The organism is Paenibacillus sinopodophylli (genome assembly GCF_005930355.1).
Lineage (GTDB): Bacteria > Bacillota > Bacilli > Paenibacillales > Paenibacillaceae > Pristimantibacillus > Pristimantibacillus sinopodophylli.
Map to the genome: position 1 here is coordinate 2,599,825 of NZ_VDBO01000001.1, position 19,022 is coordinate 2,618,846.

General features: G+C 46.8%; 19 protein-coding genes and 1 pseudogene. 7 read left to right on the forward strand and 13 right to left on the reverse strand.

The annotated features are described in order from the left end of the window. Nucleotides 1–215 precede the first annotated feature (215 nt). Nucleotides 216–1,292, reverse strand: a complete 1,077-nt coding sequence (locus FGT79_RS11550) for a YecA family protein (RefSeq protein WP_138752793.1) — start codon at nt 1,290–1,292, stop codon at nt 216–218. 210 nt (nt 1,293–1,502) lie between these two features. Between FGT79_RS11550 and FGT79_RS31855 the strand changes: the two are divergent. Continuing rightward, nucleotides 1,503–2,537: pseudogene (locus FGT79_RS31855) on the forward strand (recombinase family protein); the annotation flags it as partial. A 330-nt stretch (nt 2,538–2,867) separates the two neighbouring features. Here FGT79_RS31855 and FGT79_RS31860 read toward each other — a convergent pair. The 7 genes from FGT79_RS31860 to FGT79_RS11585 form a co-directional block, all read right to left on the reverse strand. Beyond that, nucleotides 2,868–3,899, reverse strand: coding sequence for a TadA family conjugal transfer-associated ATPase (locus FGT79_RS31860; RefSeq protein WP_246096274.1), 1,032 nt, complete (start codon nt 3,897–3,899; stop codon nt 2,868–2,870). Then, nucleotides 3,886–5,061, reverse strand: coding sequence for a P-loop NTPase family protein (locus FGT79_RS31100; protein ID WP_171056179.1), 1,176 nt, complete (start codon nt 5,059–5,061; stop codon nt 3,886–3,888). Before FGT79_RS31100 ends, FGT79_RS31860 begins: the two co-directional genes overlap by 14 nt. 224 nt (nt 5,062–5,285) lie before the next feature. Further along, nucleotides 5,286–5,684, reverse strand: a complete 399-nt coding sequence (gene ndk, locus FGT79_RS11565) for a nucleoside-diphosphate kinase (RefSeq protein ID WP_138752795.1) — start codon at nt 5,682–5,684, stop codon at nt 5,286–5,288. Between the two features lie 34 nt (nt 5,685–5,718). Then, nucleotides 5,719–6,519 (reverse strand): pyruvate, water dikinase regulatory protein, encoded by an 801-nt coding sequence (locus FGT79_RS11570; protein ID WP_138752796.1) that lies wholly within the window; start codon nt 6,517–6,519, stop codon nt 5,719–5,721. Then, nucleotides 6,519–7,181, reverse strand: coding sequence for a CBS domain-containing protein (locus tag FGT79_RS11575; protein WP_246096276.1), 663 nt, complete (start codon nt 7,179–7,181; stop codon nt 6,519–6,521). Before FGT79_RS11575 ends, FGT79_RS11570 begins: the two co-directional genes overlap by 1 nt. 92 nt (nt 7,182–7,273) lie before the next feature. Continuing rightward, complete coding sequence (locus FGT79_RS11580; RefSeq protein ID WP_138752798.1) at nt 7,274–8,167, reverse strand: NAD(P)-dependent oxidoreductase; 894 nt, start codon at nt 8,165–8,167, stop codon at nt 7,274–7,276. A 220-nt stretch (nt 8,168–8,387) separates the two neighbouring features. Next, nucleotides 8,388–10,172 (reverse strand): M3 family oligoendopeptidase, encoded by a 1,785-nt coding sequence (locus FGT79_RS11585; RefSeq protein ID WP_138752799.1) that lies wholly within the window; start codon nt 10,170–10,172, stop codon nt 8,388–8,390. A 114-nt stretch (nt 10,173–10,286) separates the two neighbouring features. Between FGT79_RS11585 and FGT79_RS11590 the strand changes: the two genes are divergently transcribed. Both FGT79_RS11590 and FGT79_RS11595 read left to right on the forward strand, forming a co-directional pair. Then, entirely contained in the window at nt 10,287–10,457 is a 171-nt protein-coding gene (locus FGT79_RS11590; protein ID WP_138752800.1) for a YycC family protein, read from the forward strand. Continuing rightward, entirely contained in the window at nt 10,454–10,684 is a 231-nt protein-coding gene (locus tag FGT79_RS11595; RefSeq protein WP_138752801.1) for a hypothetical protein, read from the forward strand. Before FGT79_RS11590 ends, FGT79_RS11595 begins: the two co-directional genes overlap by 4 nt. A 7-nt stretch (nt 10,685–10,691) precedes the next feature. On the opposite strand, the gene FGT79_RS11600 is transcribed toward FGT79_RS11595, so the two are convergent. Together FGT79_RS11600 and FGT79_RS11605 are read right to left on the reverse strand one after the other, a co-directional pair. After that, nucleotides 10,692–11,432, reverse strand: a complete 741-nt coding sequence (locus FGT79_RS11600) for a DUF2225 domain-containing protein (RefSeq protein ID WP_138752802.1) — start codon at nt 11,430–11,432, stop codon at nt 10,692–10,694. Between the two features lie 4 nt (nt 11,433–11,436). Beyond that, nucleotides 11,437–11,826 carry a globin domain-containing protein gene (locus tag FGT79_RS11605; protein WP_138752803.1) on the reverse strand — a complete coding sequence of 130 codons (390 nt, stop codon included), beginning with the start codon at nt 11,824–11,826 and terminating at the stop codon, nt 11,437–11,439. A 496-nt stretch (nt 11,827–12,322) separates the two neighbouring features. On the opposite strand from FGT79_RS11605, the gene ylbJ reads away from it, so the two are divergent. Further along, complete coding sequence (ylbJ, locus tag FGT79_RS11610) at nt 12,323–13,333, forward strand: sporulation integral membrane protein YlbJ (protein WP_246096359.1); 1,011 nt, start codon at nt 12,323–12,325, stop codon at nt 13,331–13,333. Nucleotides 13,334–13,431: 98 nt separating this feature from the next. Continuing rightward, a complete protein-coding gene (locus FGT79_RS11615; RefSeq protein WP_138752804.1) occupies nt 13,432–14,229 on the forward strand; it encodes an NAD kinase in 798 nt (265 codons plus the stop codon). 22 nt (nt 14,230–14,251) lie between these two features. On the opposite strand, the gene FGT79_RS11620 is transcribed toward FGT79_RS11615, so the two are convergent. Beyond that, the gene (locus FGT79_RS11620; RefSeq protein WP_246096278.1) at nt 14,252–14,980 is read right to left on the reverse strand and encodes a YutD family protein; all 729 of its coding nucleotides are present in this window, start codon (nt 14,978–14,980) and stop codon (nt 14,252–14,254) included. Between the two features lie 26 nt (nt 14,981–15,006). Continuing rightward, nucleotides 15,007–15,996 carry a lipoyl synthase gene (gene lipA / locus FGT79_RS11625; RefSeq protein WP_342778482.1) on the reverse strand — a complete coding sequence of 330 codons (990 nt, stop codon included), beginning with the start codon at nt 15,994–15,996 and terminating at the stop codon, nt 15,007–15,009. A 138-nt stretch (nt 15,997–16,134) separates the two neighbouring features. On the opposite strand from lipA, the gene FGT79_RS11630 reads away from it, so the two are divergent. Then, nucleotides 16,135–17,190, forward strand: coding sequence for a M23 family metallopeptidase (locus FGT79_RS11630; protein WP_171056180.1), 1,056 nt, complete (start codon nt 16,135–16,137; stop codon nt 17,188–17,190). Nucleotides 17,191–17,473: 283 nt separating this feature from the next. Here the strand turns inward: FGT79_RS11630 and yunB are convergent, their stop codons facing one another. Next, nucleotides 17,474–18,574: a sporulation protein YunB gene (gene yunB / locus FGT79_RS11635; RefSeq protein ID WP_246096280.1), complete on the reverse strand. Its 1,101-nt coding sequence runs from the start codon at nt 18,572–18,574 to the stop codon at nt 17,474–17,476. 159 nt (nt 18,575–18,733) lie between these two features. On the opposite strand from yunB, the gene FGT79_RS11640 reads away from it, so the two are divergent. Then, the gene (locus FGT79_RS11640) at nt 18,734–18,949 is read left to right on the forward strand and encodes a hypothetical protein (protein WP_138752807.1); all 216 of its coding nucleotides are present in this window, start codon (nt 18,734–18,736) and stop codon (nt 18,947–18,949) included. Nucleotides 18,950–19,022 lie beyond the last annotated feature (73 nt).

Here is a 19,022-nt window from a genome sequence, read left to right on the forward strand (position 1 = left end):
TGCACTTTGTCACTATCTCCCTAGTAGAAGGTATGTCCAGTAATAGGACCTGTCTAATCGAAACCTTCTCAAAAACCATTCCATCTAGTGTTAAATATCTTTAATATCGAAGGTATACCCATAAGAGTATAGATAGATCCTTTAATCACGTCTGAATAACCACTTACTAAAATACAAGCATTAACATGAAAAAATTATTGAAAAGCTAGAATAATTTATTCAGGAAATAAATTAAATTTTGTTGGTTTTAATAAGTTTCGTTTGTTGGGTTCGAACGGAATAATTAGCGACCTTAAAATAATTGATAAATATTCTTTTTTGAGTGCTTCATCCCAACCTTTGATAAAAGGTGGATGAAAAACTACATTCTCACAATATGAAGGTATCAAATTACTCATACATTGCCTTAATTCACAATCAGATAATTTTGTTAGTTGATCACAAAAATTAACATACAAAGAACTATCTGATTTCAACCAACTCATTAATATAACAGTAGAATCATCGTTTGGGATTACATTTAACATCATCATTGACATTGATGCATTAAAATCAGATAGATTATTAACTACTTTACCTTTTAAATCATACTCTAAATTAAATCCAGAACATACTGCTAATGAAGGTTTGCATTGAAAACTGAATTCTATTGTTTCTATAACACCATAATTTTCTTCTATGATAGCATTATCTAATAATGTTTTTATACGCTGACTGTCGCTTTCAGCTAAATCATAACCTAAACTTACTGAATGGAACGTTTCTTCTTTTAGTAGACTAGGTTTATGCTCAATAACACTTCTATGATTTTTTTTAGCTTCAAGTTTTTTATGATACTCGTAAGAAAAAGCTCGGTATGCAAAAAGGAACTTCTGCTTATTAGTGCCTACATATTCAATATCTTCAATCTCCTGAAAAAGTTGCTTATCATGATGTCCACAAAATCCGGTAAATGTGGTAGCAACCTTCCTTCCAATTGGTTTAAACTTAAAATCAAATTTCTCCCTTGTGGCAGCTTGACGAACCATTAATACATCTCCATTTTCGCTTAGCTTCGATAAAATTCTGTTGTTCTGAATTGAATGAGCTTTGATGATATCTTTAGAGCACTCTGTTTTATTGGGATGTGCACAATCCTTGATCCGGTTAACATTCAGCCATTTATCAATAGCAGAATCAACCGGAATGTTTGCATCTAAAATTTGTTTCTTATCTTCAATTGCCCCATGACATTTCTTATATTTTTTACCCGATTTACATGGACAGAGTTCATTTCGTCCAATTTTGAGCATTTTATTCCCTCCTGAGATAAAATCTATAATTGATAGATCAACTGTTTAATATATTTCTTATTCTCATCTCTATAAAATCACATGACTATTTTACCATAAATTTGAAAACTCCTATATTTACAATTTTCATCTTTTCACTTTGTAAATCAGCTTTCCTATTTCCCCCACTCCTATCATAATAGGTATAACTGGACATTCAGGAGGAACGTTATGAGGATCGCGATATATTTAAGGGTTTCCACAGAAATGCAGGTTGAGGATGGGTACTCACTTCGAGCTCAGCGCGCTACCTTAATCGAATACTGTAAGGTCAATGAATATGAAATATCTGATATTTATATGGATGAAGGCATCTCCGCAAAGGATACGAACCGTCCGCAACTGCAACGACTCCTTGACGATGCTACAAAGGGTCTATTTGACGCTGTGCTGGTTCATAAGTTCGATAGGTTCACTCGTTCGGTGAAGGACTTGTACGAGCTGCTAGGCTACCTGAAGCTTCACAGCGTGTCCTTTATCAGCAAGCAGGAGAAATTTGATACTTCAACGGCCATGGGTATGGCTATGCTCGGCATGCTTGGCGTGTTTGCACAGTTTGAGCGTGAGCTGATCGGGGAACGTGTACGCTTTGGGATGGAACAGAAGGTTAGAGAAGGAAAGCGTCCAAACGGCATGTTCCCATATGGGTACGATAAGAAAGGAAACATTATCCCTGAGGAAGCAGAAATTATCCGATTAGTAAGACACATGTATATGAAAGAACAGATGGGGTTTAAGACGATTGCAATGAGATTAATAGACCAGGGAATAACTCGCCGTGGTTCTATTTGGAGAGCCTCTACCGTTTCTTCGACTCTTGAAAATACTTTTTATGCCGGTATCATTCAGTTCGGAAATAAAATGGAGAATGGTAAATACGCCAATCATAAGAAAGAGATGCGTAAGGATGTAATTCATGAAAAAGGAATATATGAAGCCATATTCACAGAAGAAGAGTTTTACGAGCATTTAAGAATTATGCGCCGTAGGTCTGGGAACAGCTACTCTCGCAAACTAGAGTACTACTTCACTGGTTTGTTGCGTTGTGGCCGATGTGGAGCAGCTATGCATGGTAGGATGGTGCACAGTCGTAAAGACAAGAATGGGAATACCACAAAATCCTCCTACTATATTTGTAATATGCGTAAAGAAAACAACTCCTGCATGTTGCCAACAATACAACAGCGACACATTGAACATATGCTAATGGAATATATATCTGCTCTTCATGTTGATAAAGCATTAACTACGGTTGAAAAGAAGAAAGCTGATAATCAAAATGCAGCTCGCGAAAAAATGATTCAAAAATTGACACGCGATCTTGAATCTGTTCGCGCGCGGGTTAAGAAGTGGCAGTTTATGTTCATTGAGGAGCTTGTCACAGCAGACGATTTAAGAAGTCGGTTAGCCGTTGAGTATCAAGCTGAGTCTGATATATTGAAGGCCATTGAGGACGCACAAGAGAGCGTTAAGGAGTCAAATGAGATTAAGGTTAAGCTGGATACGTTTAGTCAAGCGTGGGAGCATGCAGATGATCTAGAGAAGAAAGAGCTGCTGAATGAGATATTTGACGAGATTCGCATATTCAGTGATATAAACAATCCGAGGGGTTATAGAAACGGCAGATATTACCCAGCTCGGATAGAAATAAAGTATCGTTGAATAGCACTTTGTACTACACACACTTCCACTATGTCCGGAATTTAATGCCTGAAGCATATCCAATGCTTCACCTCCGCGTACCTCCCCCACGATGATCCGGTTTGGACGCATCCTGAGCGACGCCCGAATCAGGTCCCTGACCGTAATCTCGCCCTTGCCTTCCGTATTCGCGTTTCGCGTCTCCATAGAGACAAGGTTCGGTATCGATCGAATTTGCAGCTCAGCCGAATCCTCAATTGTGACGATTCGCTCATCCTGTGGAATGAACTGCGATAAGGCATTCAGAAAGGTCGTTTTCCCCGTCCCAGTTCCCCCGCTGATAAACATGTTATACTGCGCCCCTACCAGCTCTTGGAGGAATGAAGCTGCTTCTGCAGACAATGATCCCAGTGAGACCAGTTCCTCCATCGTCAGCGGCTGCTCGGGAAACTTACGAATCGTCATGCATGGTCCCTTGAGCGCAACTGGCGGCAGCACAACATGTACCCTTGAACCATCCTTCAGTCTGGCATCCACAATAGGAGAAGACTCATTGACGACACGGTTTACACTCGCTACAACCGTCTGGATCAAATCTTCCAGCCTCTCCTTGCTCTCAAAGGACACGGGCAGCAAAGACATTTGTCCTCTGCGTTCCACAAAAATTTCTGCATGATGATTAATCATGATTTCGCTAATCGATGCATCCTCCATCAGCGGCTGCAAAATATCGAGTCCGCGAAAGGAATGGAATAATCGGCGTACCAGTATCACTTTCTCGGTTGCCGTCAACGGGTTATGCAGGCACCACTCGAATACGGTCTCCTCCGCAATAAGCAGCAAACTTTCATCGGATAAAGAACCGCTGAAATCAATTTTGGCCCGAATTTTATCCCGAAGCTCCAGCACCGCTTCATCGCTCGGCAACCGCTCCCGCTCCTTCCAGAAAAAGCTGCTTAAACAATTGATCGGCCGCTGCTCGGTACAAGGGAGATGATAACAGCTGGACGTTGCCCGCTCCGCGCCAGTCGGCAATCTCAGGCAGTTGTAGCCTGCTTGCATGTTGTCCAATCTCTTGCGCATTCCTTGCAAGCTCATCCCGAATCGTTTCCTTGTGCACATAAATGATTTTGCTAAGCAACTTGTTAAACCGACCATTCCACTTCTGCTCGCCGTAACGCAGAACCATACTTTGTTTCAGCCGTGCGGATGCGGAGTCATTCATCAGCCAAAGAATACGATGCGACTTCTCAAACAGTCCTATATGCATACCTTCCAAATCGCTATCGAGGTCCACGATAATCAAATCATATTGCCCACTTGCCGATATCGCCTCGATTAACAAGCCTGCGTCTTCCTCACAAAGCGTTAAGCGATCCTCCAAATTCGTACATACCGCCAAATAATCGCCGCCTAGCCGAGCATCACGCTTCCTATGCTCCAACAGCCATTTGGCCGCTTGTGCTGGCTGTGTCTTGAGGCTGTAAAGCAGCTCCGACAAACCTTCATGCTTAGTGGTCCCTCGCACTCCCTCCATCACTTCCTTGCCAGCGTACGTTCCAAGCCACGCCTCAGAGGAATTCCATCTCTCCAAGTTCAGATAAAAGGTGCGAAAGCGATGTATACTTGCTGCATGTGTCAAATGAAGCGCAAGGGCAGTCTTCCCAGTTCCGCCGGATGATGAATATACGGAAAGCACCCGTGCTCCTTCAGATGGCTCATCCGCAACTGCCGCCGCTTGTCCTGCAAGCGGCGCTGCCTGAGCATGAATTTCTGACAAACGCTGCAGCAATTGAGGAAGCGGCTGATATTGATGCAGCTCATGCTCCTCACCACTTTCGCCCAGCTTATGTACAAGCGCGATGACAGGCAGCTTAGGAACTGCAGGCTTAACCTCTGCCAGCAGATCGGGCTGAGCGGCCAGCACATCAAGCTTATATCCCTGCTGAATGTACTGCTTGCATGCTTCGGCATGGGTGAACGCAATAATCTTCCACTGTTCGCCTAGCTTGCTATCGCGAATGTATTCGGCCAGCCTTCTCAAATATTCGGAATCCTTCACAGCTACTCCCAGTTGATAGATGTTCATGCTGAAACGCCTCCTTTCTTCAGAAAACACAAAAAAAGCACCGTAGAAGGCGCAGTTAGCTGCGTCCTTGTACGGTGCTTCCGTGTTTGATTATTAACTTTGAGTAGAATTTACCATATCCTGATTACTTTCGTCAACCAAGGAATTTTCTTCCACTTGCTTCGCGCAAAATATCTTCACAATTCCTATAGACGACAGCGGATGATCTCATCAGCTCGCATCAGCTATTGGAAAAATAGCTTAATTTCCCGTTCTGCGCTCTCAGCCGAATCGGAGCCATGAATAATATTACTTGCCACGTCGATTGCGAAATCACCGCGAATCGTTCCTGCAAGAGCATCAGAGGGATTCGTTGCCCCAATAAGTGCACGAGCATTTTTAATGGCGTCCTTGCCTTCCCATACCATTGCGAATATAGGTCCCGAGACGATAAAGTCTACCAATTCGTCAAAAAAAACCTTGGACCGCAAGTGATCATAATGACGCTCAGCATGCTCTCTCGACAACTGCATAACCTTTGCATCTGCAAGCTTAAAGCCCTTTTCCTCGAATCGTGCAACAATTCGACCTACTAAACCTCGTGCGTAGCCATCCGGCTTAACCATTACAAACGTTCTGTCCATGTGGAATCCCCCTTGTTACTATCGGTATAGCCATTTATTTGTTAAGCCATTCAGTAATGATCCCTGCCGTTTCTTCAATTGCGCGATTCGTTACATCGATCACAGGACAATCCAGCGATTTCATTACCGCCTCCGCATAATCCAGCTCCTCTTGAATCCGTTCGATCGTCGCATATTGTGCAGAAGCCGGAAGTCCAAGCGTCTTGAGCCGTTCGGAACGAATCTCCAGCAAATGCTCAGCCTGCATCGTAAGCCCAACAATTAGCCGCCCAGGGGAAGGCTTCAGCTCTTCCGGCGGATTTACCTCTGGCATCAATGGCAGGTTAGCAGTCATAATTCCTTTATGCGACAAAAAGATGCTTAGCGGCGTCTTTGATGTCCGAGATACCCCGATCAGTACGACCTGCGCCTGCATAAAGCCGCGTGCGTCCTTGCCATCATCGTATTTGACTGCAAACTCTATGGCATCCATTCGTCGGTAGTAAGCATCATCAATGGAATGCAGTAATCCCGGTTCACGCTTAGGGAAGCTCCCGAACGTATCCACATATGCCTGCAGCATTGGCCCCATGACATCTACGGCTCTCACACCTACTCTAAGCGCTTCTTCCCTCATAAGCTCGCGCAGCTCCGGCTGTACGAGTGTATAGCTGATAAATCCTCCAGTGCTGAGCGCTTCTGTGACAATGCGTACGATTTCATCCTCGGACTTGATATGCCCATAACGTTTAATTTTTACTTGTTCGGATGAAAATTGACGCAAGGTCGCCTTGGCAACCGCTTCCGCCGTTTCACCGACAGCATCAGAGCATACATATATCGTTTGCTGTGTCATCAATACGGCTCCCCCAATTTCCCGTCCATTGCAATGTCCGCCATTAGACGTATAATGTTCGACTTCGATACCGAGCCAGTCACTTCAGGATCAGCCGCATGTTCCTCGCGAGGAACGATAACGGGCAGGCAATCGACCTGATGGAGCGACATTTTCCGGATCGCATCCATGACGGAATCCTCAGGCATAAGCGTCACAATATTCGGATAGCGGGTCATCACCATACTGACTGGAATGGCTGCAGCACCAGCGTTTCCTAACGTTATTTTGAGCAGATCCTTAGGGGTCACTATGCCAACAAATCGTTTCTGCTCATTGACAACAATAAGGGTGTCCGCATTCTCAGTGAATAAAGTAATGACAGCATCATGCACTGATAAAAAGTCTGGCACGTTCACTGGAACACCTTGAACCTCCTTAACCTTCATGCTGTTAAGCTGCTGCAGCGGTTCGCGGCTGGTTCGGTAAGCATTGCCTAGGAAGTAACCGACTTTCGGCTTTGCATCAAGTAAGCCCAGCATGACAAGGAGCGACAGATCAGAACGAAGCGTCGGTCTGCTCACGCCCAGATTATCTGCTAATTGCTCACCGGTAATCGGCGCATGCCTCTTCACAAGCTCAAGAAGCTCCAACTGCCGTGTGGATAATTGAATCGGACTCACCTCCATCTCATTTATGAGTCATACTAACCCAAATAGCACTCCTATTTATTTAATAATACATCACATTAAAACAATGTCAACCATACATACCATTATTTCTGTTGAAATATGACATTATACAAGGCTTGTGTTCCACTGTCTTCATCCCCCTGCTCAATCACTTTCTCGTAGAGCGAGCGTGCCAACGCAAGACCTGGCAGAGAGAGCCCCATCTCCTCTGCTGATTCAATTGCAATTTTAATATCCTTCATGAAATGCTTCACATAGAAGCCTGGGGCAAAATCCCCTTTAATAATCCGCGGACCCAGATTCGACAGTGACCAACTTCCAGCTGCTCCTGTCTCGATACTTTTAAGTACCTTGCTTGGGTCAAGCCCTGAGCTTTTCGCATAAGCGAGTGCTTCGCTAACACCGATCATATTAGATGCAATTGCGATTTGATTGCACATTTTGGTGAATTGACCAGAGCCTGCGCTTCCTTGGTGCACAATATTTTGGCCCATATGTTCGAACAACGGCAAGACAGCCTCATAGGTCTCCTCCTTCCCGCCAACCATAATCGAAAGTCTTGCTTCCCTCGCTCCTATATCTCCCCCTGAGACGGGAGCATCAAGCGTCTGCAGTCCAATACTCTCCGCTTTAAGCTGTATTCGCTTAGCAAGCGAAGGGCTGGATGTCGTCATATCAATAAATATGGCACTCGGCCTTGCATAACGCAGCAAACCCCCTTCCCCCAAATAAACCTCTTCGACATCAGCCGGATACCCGAGCATGGTGAAGATAATATCCGAATGGGCAGCAACCTCTTTGGGCGACTCCCGCCATACTGCACCTTTAGCTGTCAGACCATCTGCTCTAGTTTTCGTGCGATTGTACACATTCAGCTTATACCCGCTTTCCAGCAAATGACCGGCCATACTAGCCCCCATAATGCCTGTCCCGATAAATCCGATAGCAATCGCTTGATCAATCACTTGCTCTGTCATTTCATTTCCGCCTCTCGCTTGGAGTTTAGTATCGATATAACCATTCTAACAGGTGACACGGCTATCGCCATTATTTGACGACGCGGCGCGTCTCATTCAGAGAAATATAGAGAATGTATAATAGCTCAAAGATACACGTTCCTATATTTCAAAAAAAAACAACCAGAGACAGGATTTCTCTCCTACGTCTCCGGCTGTCCGATCGTGCTATCAATAGCGTTTATTCATTTGTCATAGCAATAAACTGCTCCACATCACTTGCTGTTAAAGCAACCGCATCGCGCCAAAATTCCTTTTGCTCAAGGTCTACGCCAAGATGCATCGCTGCCAGCTGCTCGACAGTCATCCTTCCGGTATCCCGCAGTAAGGCAACGTATTTCTCTTTGAAATCAGGGCCTTCCTTCAAAGACTTTGCATATATACCTGCGCTAAACAAGTAGCCGAACGTATACGGGAAGTTGTAGAACGGCACATCCGTTAAGTAAAAATGAAGCTTCGATGCCCAGAAATGAGGGTGTACCTCACCAAGTTTACCGCAATAGGCTTCACGCTGCGCCTCTTCCATCATTGCGTTCAGTTCTTCTACAGATACCAATCCTTCGCTGCGGCGAGCGTAGAACCTCGTTTCGAATAGGAACCTGGCATGAATATTCATGAAGAAAGCAACTGACCGCTGAATTTTATCTTCGAGCAAGCCCAGCTTCTCCTCTGGCTCCGTTGCTGCCTTGAATGCTCGGTCAGATACGATCAGCTCTGCAAACGTAGATGCTGTCTCTGCTACATTCATCGCATATTCCTGTGACAATGCCGGCAAATCGTTCATGACATGCTGATGATAGGCATGACCCAGCTCATGCGCAAGTGTCGAGATATTCGATGCGCTGCCCGAATAGGTCATGAAAATGCGGGTTTGACCGCTTTTGGGAAACGCAGTACAGAAACCGCCAGGACGCTTGCCAGGACGATCCTCGGCTTCAATCCAGCCATCCTGGAAAGCCATCTCCGAGAAATCAGCCAGTTCCGGACTGAACGAGCGGAACTGCTCTATGATAAAAGCGGCTGCCTCATCATACGGAATCGTTCTCGTCGCGGAGCCGATTGGTGCTTCTACGTCATGCCAATCAAGCTTATCTACGCCGAGCAGCTTGGCCTTGCGATCCAGATAGGTAACAAGCACATGCTTGCTCTCCTCTATGGCGTCCCACATCGCTTGCAATGTCGCCTCGCTCATGCGATTGATTTGAAGAGGCTCCTGAAGCACCGAGCTCCAGCTGCGTTTCTCATAAAGCTTCAGGCGAAAGCCAGAAATGCGATTCAGCGTCTCCGCACACAAATCTGCCTGCTCGGACCATTCACGTTCCCACTCCGCGAAGGCTGCCTTGCGTACATCACGATTGGCATCAGATAACCGGTTATGCATTTGTCCAGCGGACAGCACAGTTGTTTTTCCGTCTTTGTCGGTATCTGTAAACTTCGCTCGCGAGACGATCATATTATAGTAATCGCCCCATCCATGATAACCATCAACTGCAAGATCTCCCGCTAACGCCTCAAGCTCTGGCGCCATCTTCTGCTTGGCCAGCTCTCGACGCTCAGCCAAATTGAAGGCAACCTCGACCAACTTCTCATTCTCAAGCAGCACGGACCATTCTGAATCACTTAACCCACGCAGTAAATTATCAAAACGCGTTAGCACGCCAAGGAGTTTCGCCCCAAGCGTTTTGACACGATCTCCCCGTACATTCGCAGCCGTATCTTTTATGTCTTGCGCCAGCAAGCATGAAACAAATGATTCCGATTCGCGCAGCCTTATGATGACACTTTGCAGCAGCTCTGTCATTTCAATAATATTCGTCCCTGATGAGCTGGAATCTGCTTGCAGCAGGCCATCCAGCCTCACAATATCGTCTTCAATGCCCGCTAGTTCCTCTTGAAAAGCTGCTGAGCCTGAGCCGCCTTCGTATAGTACATCCAAATCCCAACTTTGCGGATATCCCTTATCCATATTTCTCCACCCTCTCCTCCACAAAAAAAAGCCAAGCTACGGCTGCGTTTTTATTTGCGCAAACCTTCTTGGCAGTGTATAACTTAATTATATCCAGATTGGAGGAATTTCACCATGTCTAAACCGTTGCAAATTTCGGCCGATACCGCTGTGAAGCTATCTGAGCAGCTTGGCGTGCCGATCGAGCACTTAATGCATATGCCTAGGCATATCCTGCTGCAGAAGCTTGCCGAGCTTGCCAAAACCGATGCTCCAGCAGCACCTAAGAGCGATACCAGCCTATGATTCCGTTCGAGAAGGCATGGCCTTATGACATCATTATGGGCGATCTTTACGTATCAAGCTGTCCCTTCTGCTCCGCGGAGAATGTGCTTCTGCCCGTTAAACCCGCTGAGCTGCCAGACATTCAAGACGGAATGAAACGATTGCTCGTCTTCCCATGCTGCCACAACAAAGTCACCATTCTCGATGCTGACCGAGATTATTTGTTAACCGACCGCGTTCTTAGGTAACCGCTTATTAAGCGGAAGTAGATACCGGTTGCTCAGACAAGCCTTGAAGATCGCTTGGAGATAGGTCGCCAGATCCGTTCTTAGCTCTGACCTCCATCTCCTCGCGAATCAGCTGCCATTGCTCGCGGCTTGCACGAATCATAGCACCATCAACAATTTTCTTGTCGTTCACAACACGTGAGAACCATCTTACCGCATCGTTTAGTTCTCCGACTCTTCGATTAAGCTCTCCGATCAAGAACATCAGCTTCGCATTGTTCAGCGCAACGCCTTCCGCCTCATACACTCGTATGTACGCTTGCAGTGCAAAGCGTAAAAACCGCTTCTCTTCACTTTGATTGCCATCATACCGATAGAGCCATGCAATATGATGCAATAGGCCCGCAATAACACGGTCCTTCTCACCGATAGCTTGTGCAGAGAGAAGAGCAAGCTTATAGCTCGCCATCGCCTGCTTCGCATTACGCTCACTGCCATAATCATGCGTCAGCCAGCGTACTCCTATTTTCTCATGATATTGCTTCTTTTGTTGATCATTCAACCGCTCAATGCCATTCTCAGTCGAAGCAAAGCCGCAATTCGGGCAAACGCGAACAACGTAATAATCCGGGTTTACTTCTGTTTTATAATATCCGCAAAAGTCAGAGTCCACGCTAGCTGCTCGCTTGAAGCTAGGTCTTACCCGAGATGTCATAAACGAATTGTCACAGCAAATGCATACGATTTTGGATTGGTAGAGCGGCTCCATACGATCACGTCTCCTCTTCAGATGTGTTAACAAAATGATGTGCTGGTCCGGATAGTCTATTAATAATGATGAGCTGAAGCTCCTCATGTATGCCGATCTCTTGCAGAGCTTGCCGCATGCAGCCAAGCCATGCTTCTGCTCGCTCAGGTGTAATTGGAAAAGGCAAGTGCCTAGCTCGCATCATTGGATGCCCATATTCATCAGAATATAGCGACGGTCCTCCAAAAAACTGGGTCAAAAATAAATATTGCTTGTCCATAACCGGAATAATATCTTCCGGGAACAAAGGCCCAAGCAGGGGATGAGCTTGCACCTTCGGATAGAAGGCTTCAACAATCAGTCTTAAAGTCTCAGCTCCGCCAATCGTTTCATAGAGGCTAATATTCCTATTCATCGTCAAAACCATCTCCAATTTGTAGGTACTTAGTATTATATCACAAATTTATTACTGCAGAAATAAAAAAAAAGCCCGCAAATGAATATGCGGGCACTAGCCTATAGTTCTTATTACCCATTAACCCTCATAGTCCTCTTCCCCAGGCGCTGTAAGAGATTCTCGAATGACATAGACGAAAGCACATACCAAGATGCCAGCGATTATACTCATACTCATCACTCCAACCGTTTCAAAGGTAATTCTATTGTACCATAAAAATGTCAGGAATCCAGTGTTTTGCAAGCGTTTTCTTTTTGTGCAGAATTTATTTTCATTAGACATGGGTGATGGATCTCCTGATTCCATCATATAAGTGTAGGAGAGGTTGTACAGCTTGTTTATATCATTCATAACATACGCTCTTCTAGTCCAATTGGAGGCGGTAAATCTGCTGCGATCATTCATTCATCCATTATCCGTTACCGCGTTCAGCGCTCTTTTTATAATCGTGCTTATGACTGTGTATCCCACAGAAACGCTGGGCGCCTCGCTTCGAGGCCTATCGATCTGGTGGCAGGTGCTTTTCCCCGCGCTGTTTCCTTTTTTCGTCATATCTGAGCTGCTGCTCGGTTTTGGCATCGTCCATTTTTTTGGCAAGCTGCTCGACCCGTATATGCGCCCCTTGTTCAAGCTTCCCGGCATCGGCGGGTTCGTTGTAACGATGGGGTACATCTCAGGTTATCCTGTAGGCGCAAGGCTTACTGCTCAGCTTTGGGAGCAGCGACTCATTAATCGGGCAGAAGGCGAACGGCTTGTTGCCTTTACCACGACCTCTGATCCTATTTTTCTGATTGGTGCCGTTTCAGTTGGGTTTTTCCATAACGTTGCGCTCGCCCCTGTGCTTGCTGCTGCGCACTACGGCGGAGGGCTTGTTATTGGCTTGCTCATGCGTTTCCATGACCGCCGTGCCCTGCCCTCGACTCTATCCAAAACTATTAATACGACATCCAGCATACGTCAGCGTAAACCTTCAGTTATAGCGGAAGCACTGAAAGCCATGCACCAAGCCAGACTTCTGGATGGAAGAGACCTAGGTAAGTTACTGCAGGATTCTGTCCAGTCTGCACTTCGTCTCATGATCGTTGTCGGCGGTCTGGTCGTATTCTTCTCCGTCGTCATGGAGATGCTCACCCACGCGGGTATCGTAGAAGCAATGGCTGAAGCTTTGCGATTTCTGTTCCAGCTTATTGGACTTCCTAAACCACTCGCAGACGCTGGGATATATGGGCTGTTCGAGGTCACGCTTGGAGCTCGATCAGCAGGTACAGCAGGCACAGGACTCCTGCATCAAGCTGCGATTGCCGCCTGGGTGCTGTCCTGGGGAGGTCTTTCGGTCCATGCTCAAATCGCAAGTCTGCTAAGCAAAACCGATCTGCGCTACCGCCCTTTCCTGCTTGCTAGGTTTTTGCATGGATTGATCGCAATGGCACTCGTTTATGTGCTCTGGGGCTGGATCGGTCCTTGAGCTGGTTCCTTTCATTGTCAATGCACCGCAGCGCATTGAATTTAAAGGCGATTTCCTTTATCATCGTAATTACTAAGGTGATCGGAAGGGGATTTATTTTGAGGTATGCGGTAATAGATCGAGGCGATGCGCTATCCAAATCGTTGGCGGAGAAATTTCATACATTGGCTGCGGAGCGTGGTTTTACCCGAAATGACGAAACACCTGAAATTGTCATTTCAATTGGAGGAGACGGTACGCTGCTGCTTGCATTCCATAAATATGTCGACCAAATAACAGATGTCGCCTTTGTAGGCGTCCACACCGGCCATCTTGGCTTCTATGCGGATTGGCAGGCGAATGAGCTGGATGAGCTTGTCACGATGATGGCCAAGGAAACACCAAAGATTGTTAGATATCCACTTGCGGAGATTGAGCTTGAGACTCCGACCGAAACACGTCATTACCTCTCATTGAATGAGTTTACACTCAAGGGTGTAGACGGAACTCTCGTTGCCCAAATTAATATTAATGACGAAATGTTTGAGATGTTCCGTGGTGACGGAATTGTAATCTCGACACCCTCAGGCAGTACGGCATATAACAAAAGCTTGGGTGGCGCCATCGTCCATCCGTCTATAGAATCGCTCCAAATTGCTGAGATTGCCTCCATTAACAACCGTGTGTACCGCACACTCGGCTCATCGGTGCTGCTTCCACAGCATCATCATTGCGACATCATATCCAAGAAGGAACAGCGGCTTCAGCTCACGATTGACCATGTCAGCATCATGCGCAGCGACATCCTCTCCATTCGCTGCAGCGTGTCAAGCCGCAAGGTCAGCTTTGCCCGCTATCGCCCTTTCCCGTTCTGGAATCGGGTACGAGAAGCCTTCCTTGGCTATGACGTACATTAAAAAAAAGACACTTCAGCGCCGATTAATGGCGCTCCGTGTCTTTTTTGTTTGGTCTGCTTGGTTCAGCCGAAGCGGCCGCAGTTTCGCTAGCTGCAAGTCGGAACGGCTTTTTGCCGCGATGGTCATTGCCTTTATATCCGCCTTTGCGTTGATGCTCTCGCTTGCTGCTGCCTTGCTGCTCGCTATGGTTACGGCCTTCGCCTGCCGATGTACTTGTATGCTCGCCTTTTTGTTCCTGATTACTGCTGCGATTGGAACTTCTGTGACGATTCTCCCGATTATGAGGGCGGCTATGACGTTCATGAGAAGGAGTTGCTGTTTCTTCCTTCGCAGTAGCAACCTCGGTTGTGTCGATATCCGAACTGTCAGAACCATCCGCCATTCCTGCAACTGCAGCAAGCAAATCAGCCCCATCGAGACGTGGACGTTGATCATCAGCATCCAAGTCGAAATCCTCAGGCTCCCGCTGCGTGCTTATCGTCTTCTCGAGAATGAAATAAGCACAGCCGAAATTGCAATACTCATTAATGTAGTCCGACATACTCGATAAATTGCTGTCCTTCGTCGCCTTCTGATGGTTATCGCGGAAGAAGCCCTTCAGCCTTAATTGGCTATAGCCCCAGTCACCTACGATAAAATCATAACGCTCCAGCACTTCACTGTATCGGTCGCGAAATGCTTCCGGATTCCAGCCATTCCTATTTTCTTGTACGATTTCATATGATTTTCCGCCGATATGAATCAAAGCCATGGTCTCCACCTCATCTTGAGCGTCAGTTACAAGCTGCTCGAGCAAGCACCGGAAGAAACTTCACGGTCAAATCCCGCTTCTACTGCATCAGCAGCAATAGCTGCGTGTGCCGAATCGGTCTGCTCATGTGCATGGTAAGAGCTGCGTACTAATGGTGCGGATTCAACATGCCTGAAACCGCGCTTCAGCCCTTCTTCTTTAAGTTTTGCGAATTCGTCTGGGTGGACATAACGTGCGATTGGAAGATGCTTTGGTGACGGCTGCAAATATTGACCCAGTGTCAAAATATTCACATCGTTGGCTCTAAGATCATCCATCGTCTGCAATATTTCATCCCACTCCTCGCCAACGCCAAGCATAATGCTTGATTTTGTCGGGATTTTGGGTTTCATTTCTTTGGCGCGTCTTAGCAGCTCCATCGTACGGCTATATTTCGCTCTTGCGCGAACGCGATCAGATAACCGCGCCACCGTCTCCACATTATGATTGAGGATATCCGGATTCGCATCCATAACGACTTGAAGCGCCTCTATGTTGCCGAGGAAATCCGGAATCAACACCTCTACGCGACAAAATGGCATACGCTTGCGAATGGCATGGACTGTAGCAGCGAATATCGAAGCTCCGCCATCCTTCAAATCATCGCGCGCTACCGACGTAACGACGCAGTGCTGCAGGTTCATTTGCTCCGCAGCTTCTGCCACGCGCTCCGGTTCATCCAAATCAAGCTCAGTCGGCATACCTGTTTTGACCGCACAGAAACGGCAGGCGCGCGTACAAATATCACCCAGAATCATAAATGTGGCCGTCCGATTCGACCAGCATTCATATATATTCGGACAACGAGCTTCCTCGCAAACGGTATGCAATGTTTTGGTGCGCATCATATTTTTAATTTCGGCATAATTGCCGTCTGTCGCTAATTTTATGCGAAGCCAATCAGGCTTTTTTAGAGTTTCTCGTTGTTTCATAAGGAATAACCTGCTTTCAAGTTCATTTATACATCCTAAACTCATGGGGTTATTATAACATGTTTCCATAAATAATAGCACTTTATCAGCATTTCATATCTTATGGAAGCTGATTTCGCATAAAAATGAGCTGTTTGCAAACGATAACGTCATAACCGTCATGCTTTTGGAAGGATGAGACGCATGAAACTGACTATACCTGCTGCGGCAACACTAATCGCAGCCTCACTACTCATTAATTTGCCAGTCAGCGATGCCAAAGCCTCTCCTGTGATTCAAAGTCAGGCCGGGGCAGAAGCGAATCGGCAGGCAGCGGCTGAGGCTGATCCTTTGCCAGCAAGAAGAAGCTTATATGAGAAGTTAAGCTTATTTACGGACGTTCCTTGGTACTGGATAGCCGCCATTGATCAATATGAGCGTTCATTATCAAAGGTTAAGCCTAAGGCAAGACCTATGCTGGGCAGCACGGTCGGTGTGTTTATCGATTTGGAGCGCTGGGCAGGTCCGCTCAATCCGAACGTGGCCGACAACTCGCCAGCTTCCATTCGCTTTTTCAACGGCATTGGCCGTGATGGCGACGGAAACGGCCATGCGGAGCGAACAAGCGATGACGATTTGTTGTATTCGCTCGTCAGCCAGGTTGCCGCATATGGCCTATCTGATGATGATTTCTCGATAGGGCTATGGGAATATTACCAGAATAACCGTGCCGTACAACGTATTCAGCAATTCGCTCGCATCTATGCTGCATTCGGCAAGCTAGATTTGTTCGAACATGCTTTTCCCGTTCCAATCGGCACCCACTACTCCTACAACAGTACGTGGGGAACGGGACGGAGCTGGGGAGGCAGAAGGACACATGAGGGAACCGATATTTTCGCGGATCATGGACTTCCAGTCCGAAGCGTATGCTATGGGGTTATCGAGGTAAGGGGCTGGAACCCTTATGGCGGTTGGCGGATCGGCATACGCGATCTCAATAACTTCTATCATTATTACGCACATCTCTCCGGATTTGACAAAACGATCGGCATAGGCGATGTCGTGAAGCCAGGGCAGGTAGTCGGCTGGGTAGGCAGCTCGGGTTATGGAAAACCGGGTACGTCAGGAAAATTCCCGCCTCATTTGCACTATGGCGTCTACAGCGACCGCGGTCTCATTGAATGGTCATTCGATCCGTATCCGATGCTTCGTCGGTGGGAGCAAGCAGAACGTAAAAGAATTCGAGCAGGAAAATAAGGAAAAACCAAAATAATTACCAAGCAAAAACGCCTTCGGCATCCTTTAAAACGCTGAAGTAGCTTTGACGGTGAAATATAAGCCCTTAATAAGCGAACAAACTTTTAGATTCTTATATTTCAAGCGCAAACGGCTGAAGCCGTCCTCTGGCGGCTAAGCTAACGTTTTGCGTACAAATATAGAGAAAGTTGGCGAAATCATATGCTTTCCTATATTTGAACGAAAGCGACTTTATCGCCCTCACTAAGCTAGGGCAATAAAGTCGTTTTTGATTAAATAAACGCTATTCTCCGCTGATGCCTGCGTTGCCTGATGCATCCGAATGACTAGATCTTTCAGTAGAACCTTCTGACGAGCTGCCTGTATTCGATGAGCCCGTGCCAGCGTTGGAACCTTCACTACCCTCGCTGTTTGAAGGGTTCGCCGTCACACCACTACCGCTACCTTGGCCGAGCGGAACTGAGATGTTAGGCGCTTGAGCGGCTGAATCCCCAACAGGCTTGCCCGTATTGTCGTAATAATACATAGGCACGTCTCCAACAACGAGCAAATAGGAAATCGGTATATCTGTTTCGACGATTTCCGGCTCGGTGTCAAATGGAATAATGATCGTTACCTCTGCTATGATGCGAATGTACACCTCAACCAAAATCATGTTGATGCCGGCATCCTTTTGACGCGTGCTGAGATCCACCTTTACGGCGCCTACCGGCTCGAACTTGACCGGAACCCGCGGGCCAAATGAAGAAATTATGGCACTGTTCAGCGCATGCCCGATCGGAATGTGCTCAGGAATATCCTTCATGTCATTCAGTGTAGTTTGCACCGTATTAATCGTCTGCGAGGTAATGCTCATATGCTCAGCGTAATTCAGCATGAATCCCGATATTTTACCATTGCTGTTCATCTTCCAATCGATCAGCTTATCCGTATCAGAACGGCTTGCTACCTGCTCGGTTATCGCTTTGTTAATCGCTTGCGTAGCAACCTGCTTGACTCTAATTTTGGCAATGTTCATAAGTGGCGGCCGCAGATTTCGTTCAATATAAACGAAGGATTGTATCGTGAATATCATCATTACAATAAGCGTGATAATGAATATCGTCCTGCGTCGGATTCTTGGCCTTGTCGGCCCTGCTCCCCATGCACCGCCAGAGCTGCCGCTGCTCTTGCTTCTGAAGCTGCCAAAGTTAAGCGCAGGACGTCTGCTGCTGGATACTCTTCCGCGCGTTCCCCATTTCTTAGGGGCTGAACGAGACGAGGACGTATGGACACGGCTTCCCCAGCTTACTGCCTTCACCCTTGAGAACGGACGGCCTGACCCGAGCATCCGGCTTCCGCCAAACAGCTTGAACCGCCAGCCTCTCCTTCCCCACTTCGCCAATCCGATCCCCTCCTGTATTCCGGCTCACTTCCATTACCCATACTTATGCGGAACTTGGCCAAAAAAGAAGATAAGCCGCCACCGAAGGAGGGGACTTTGCAATGTCCCCTTGATGCGATAAACTAACAGAAAAGCTGGCATAGCCAAAGGAGCTTAACGATGGCCATAAACCGAAGGCTGAGCACCGACCTCGATTTCGAAGAGGTCCTCGAACAGCAGCATCGCATACGCGTGTTTCAGAACAATCAGCTTATCGACGCAAGTTCACTTGTCGTGCGATTTGACGATAACATTATCGTCACTCAGTCTGGAGTAAGCGATATTGCCTATCATAACCGCAATGAATGCGAATTTTTTGTACTGAGAAAGCGATGAGCACAGCAAAAAACGGAGTCTGCCTTCTCGCGTTAGCGGAATAGGTTGACTCCGTTTTTGTATAGACATCGGC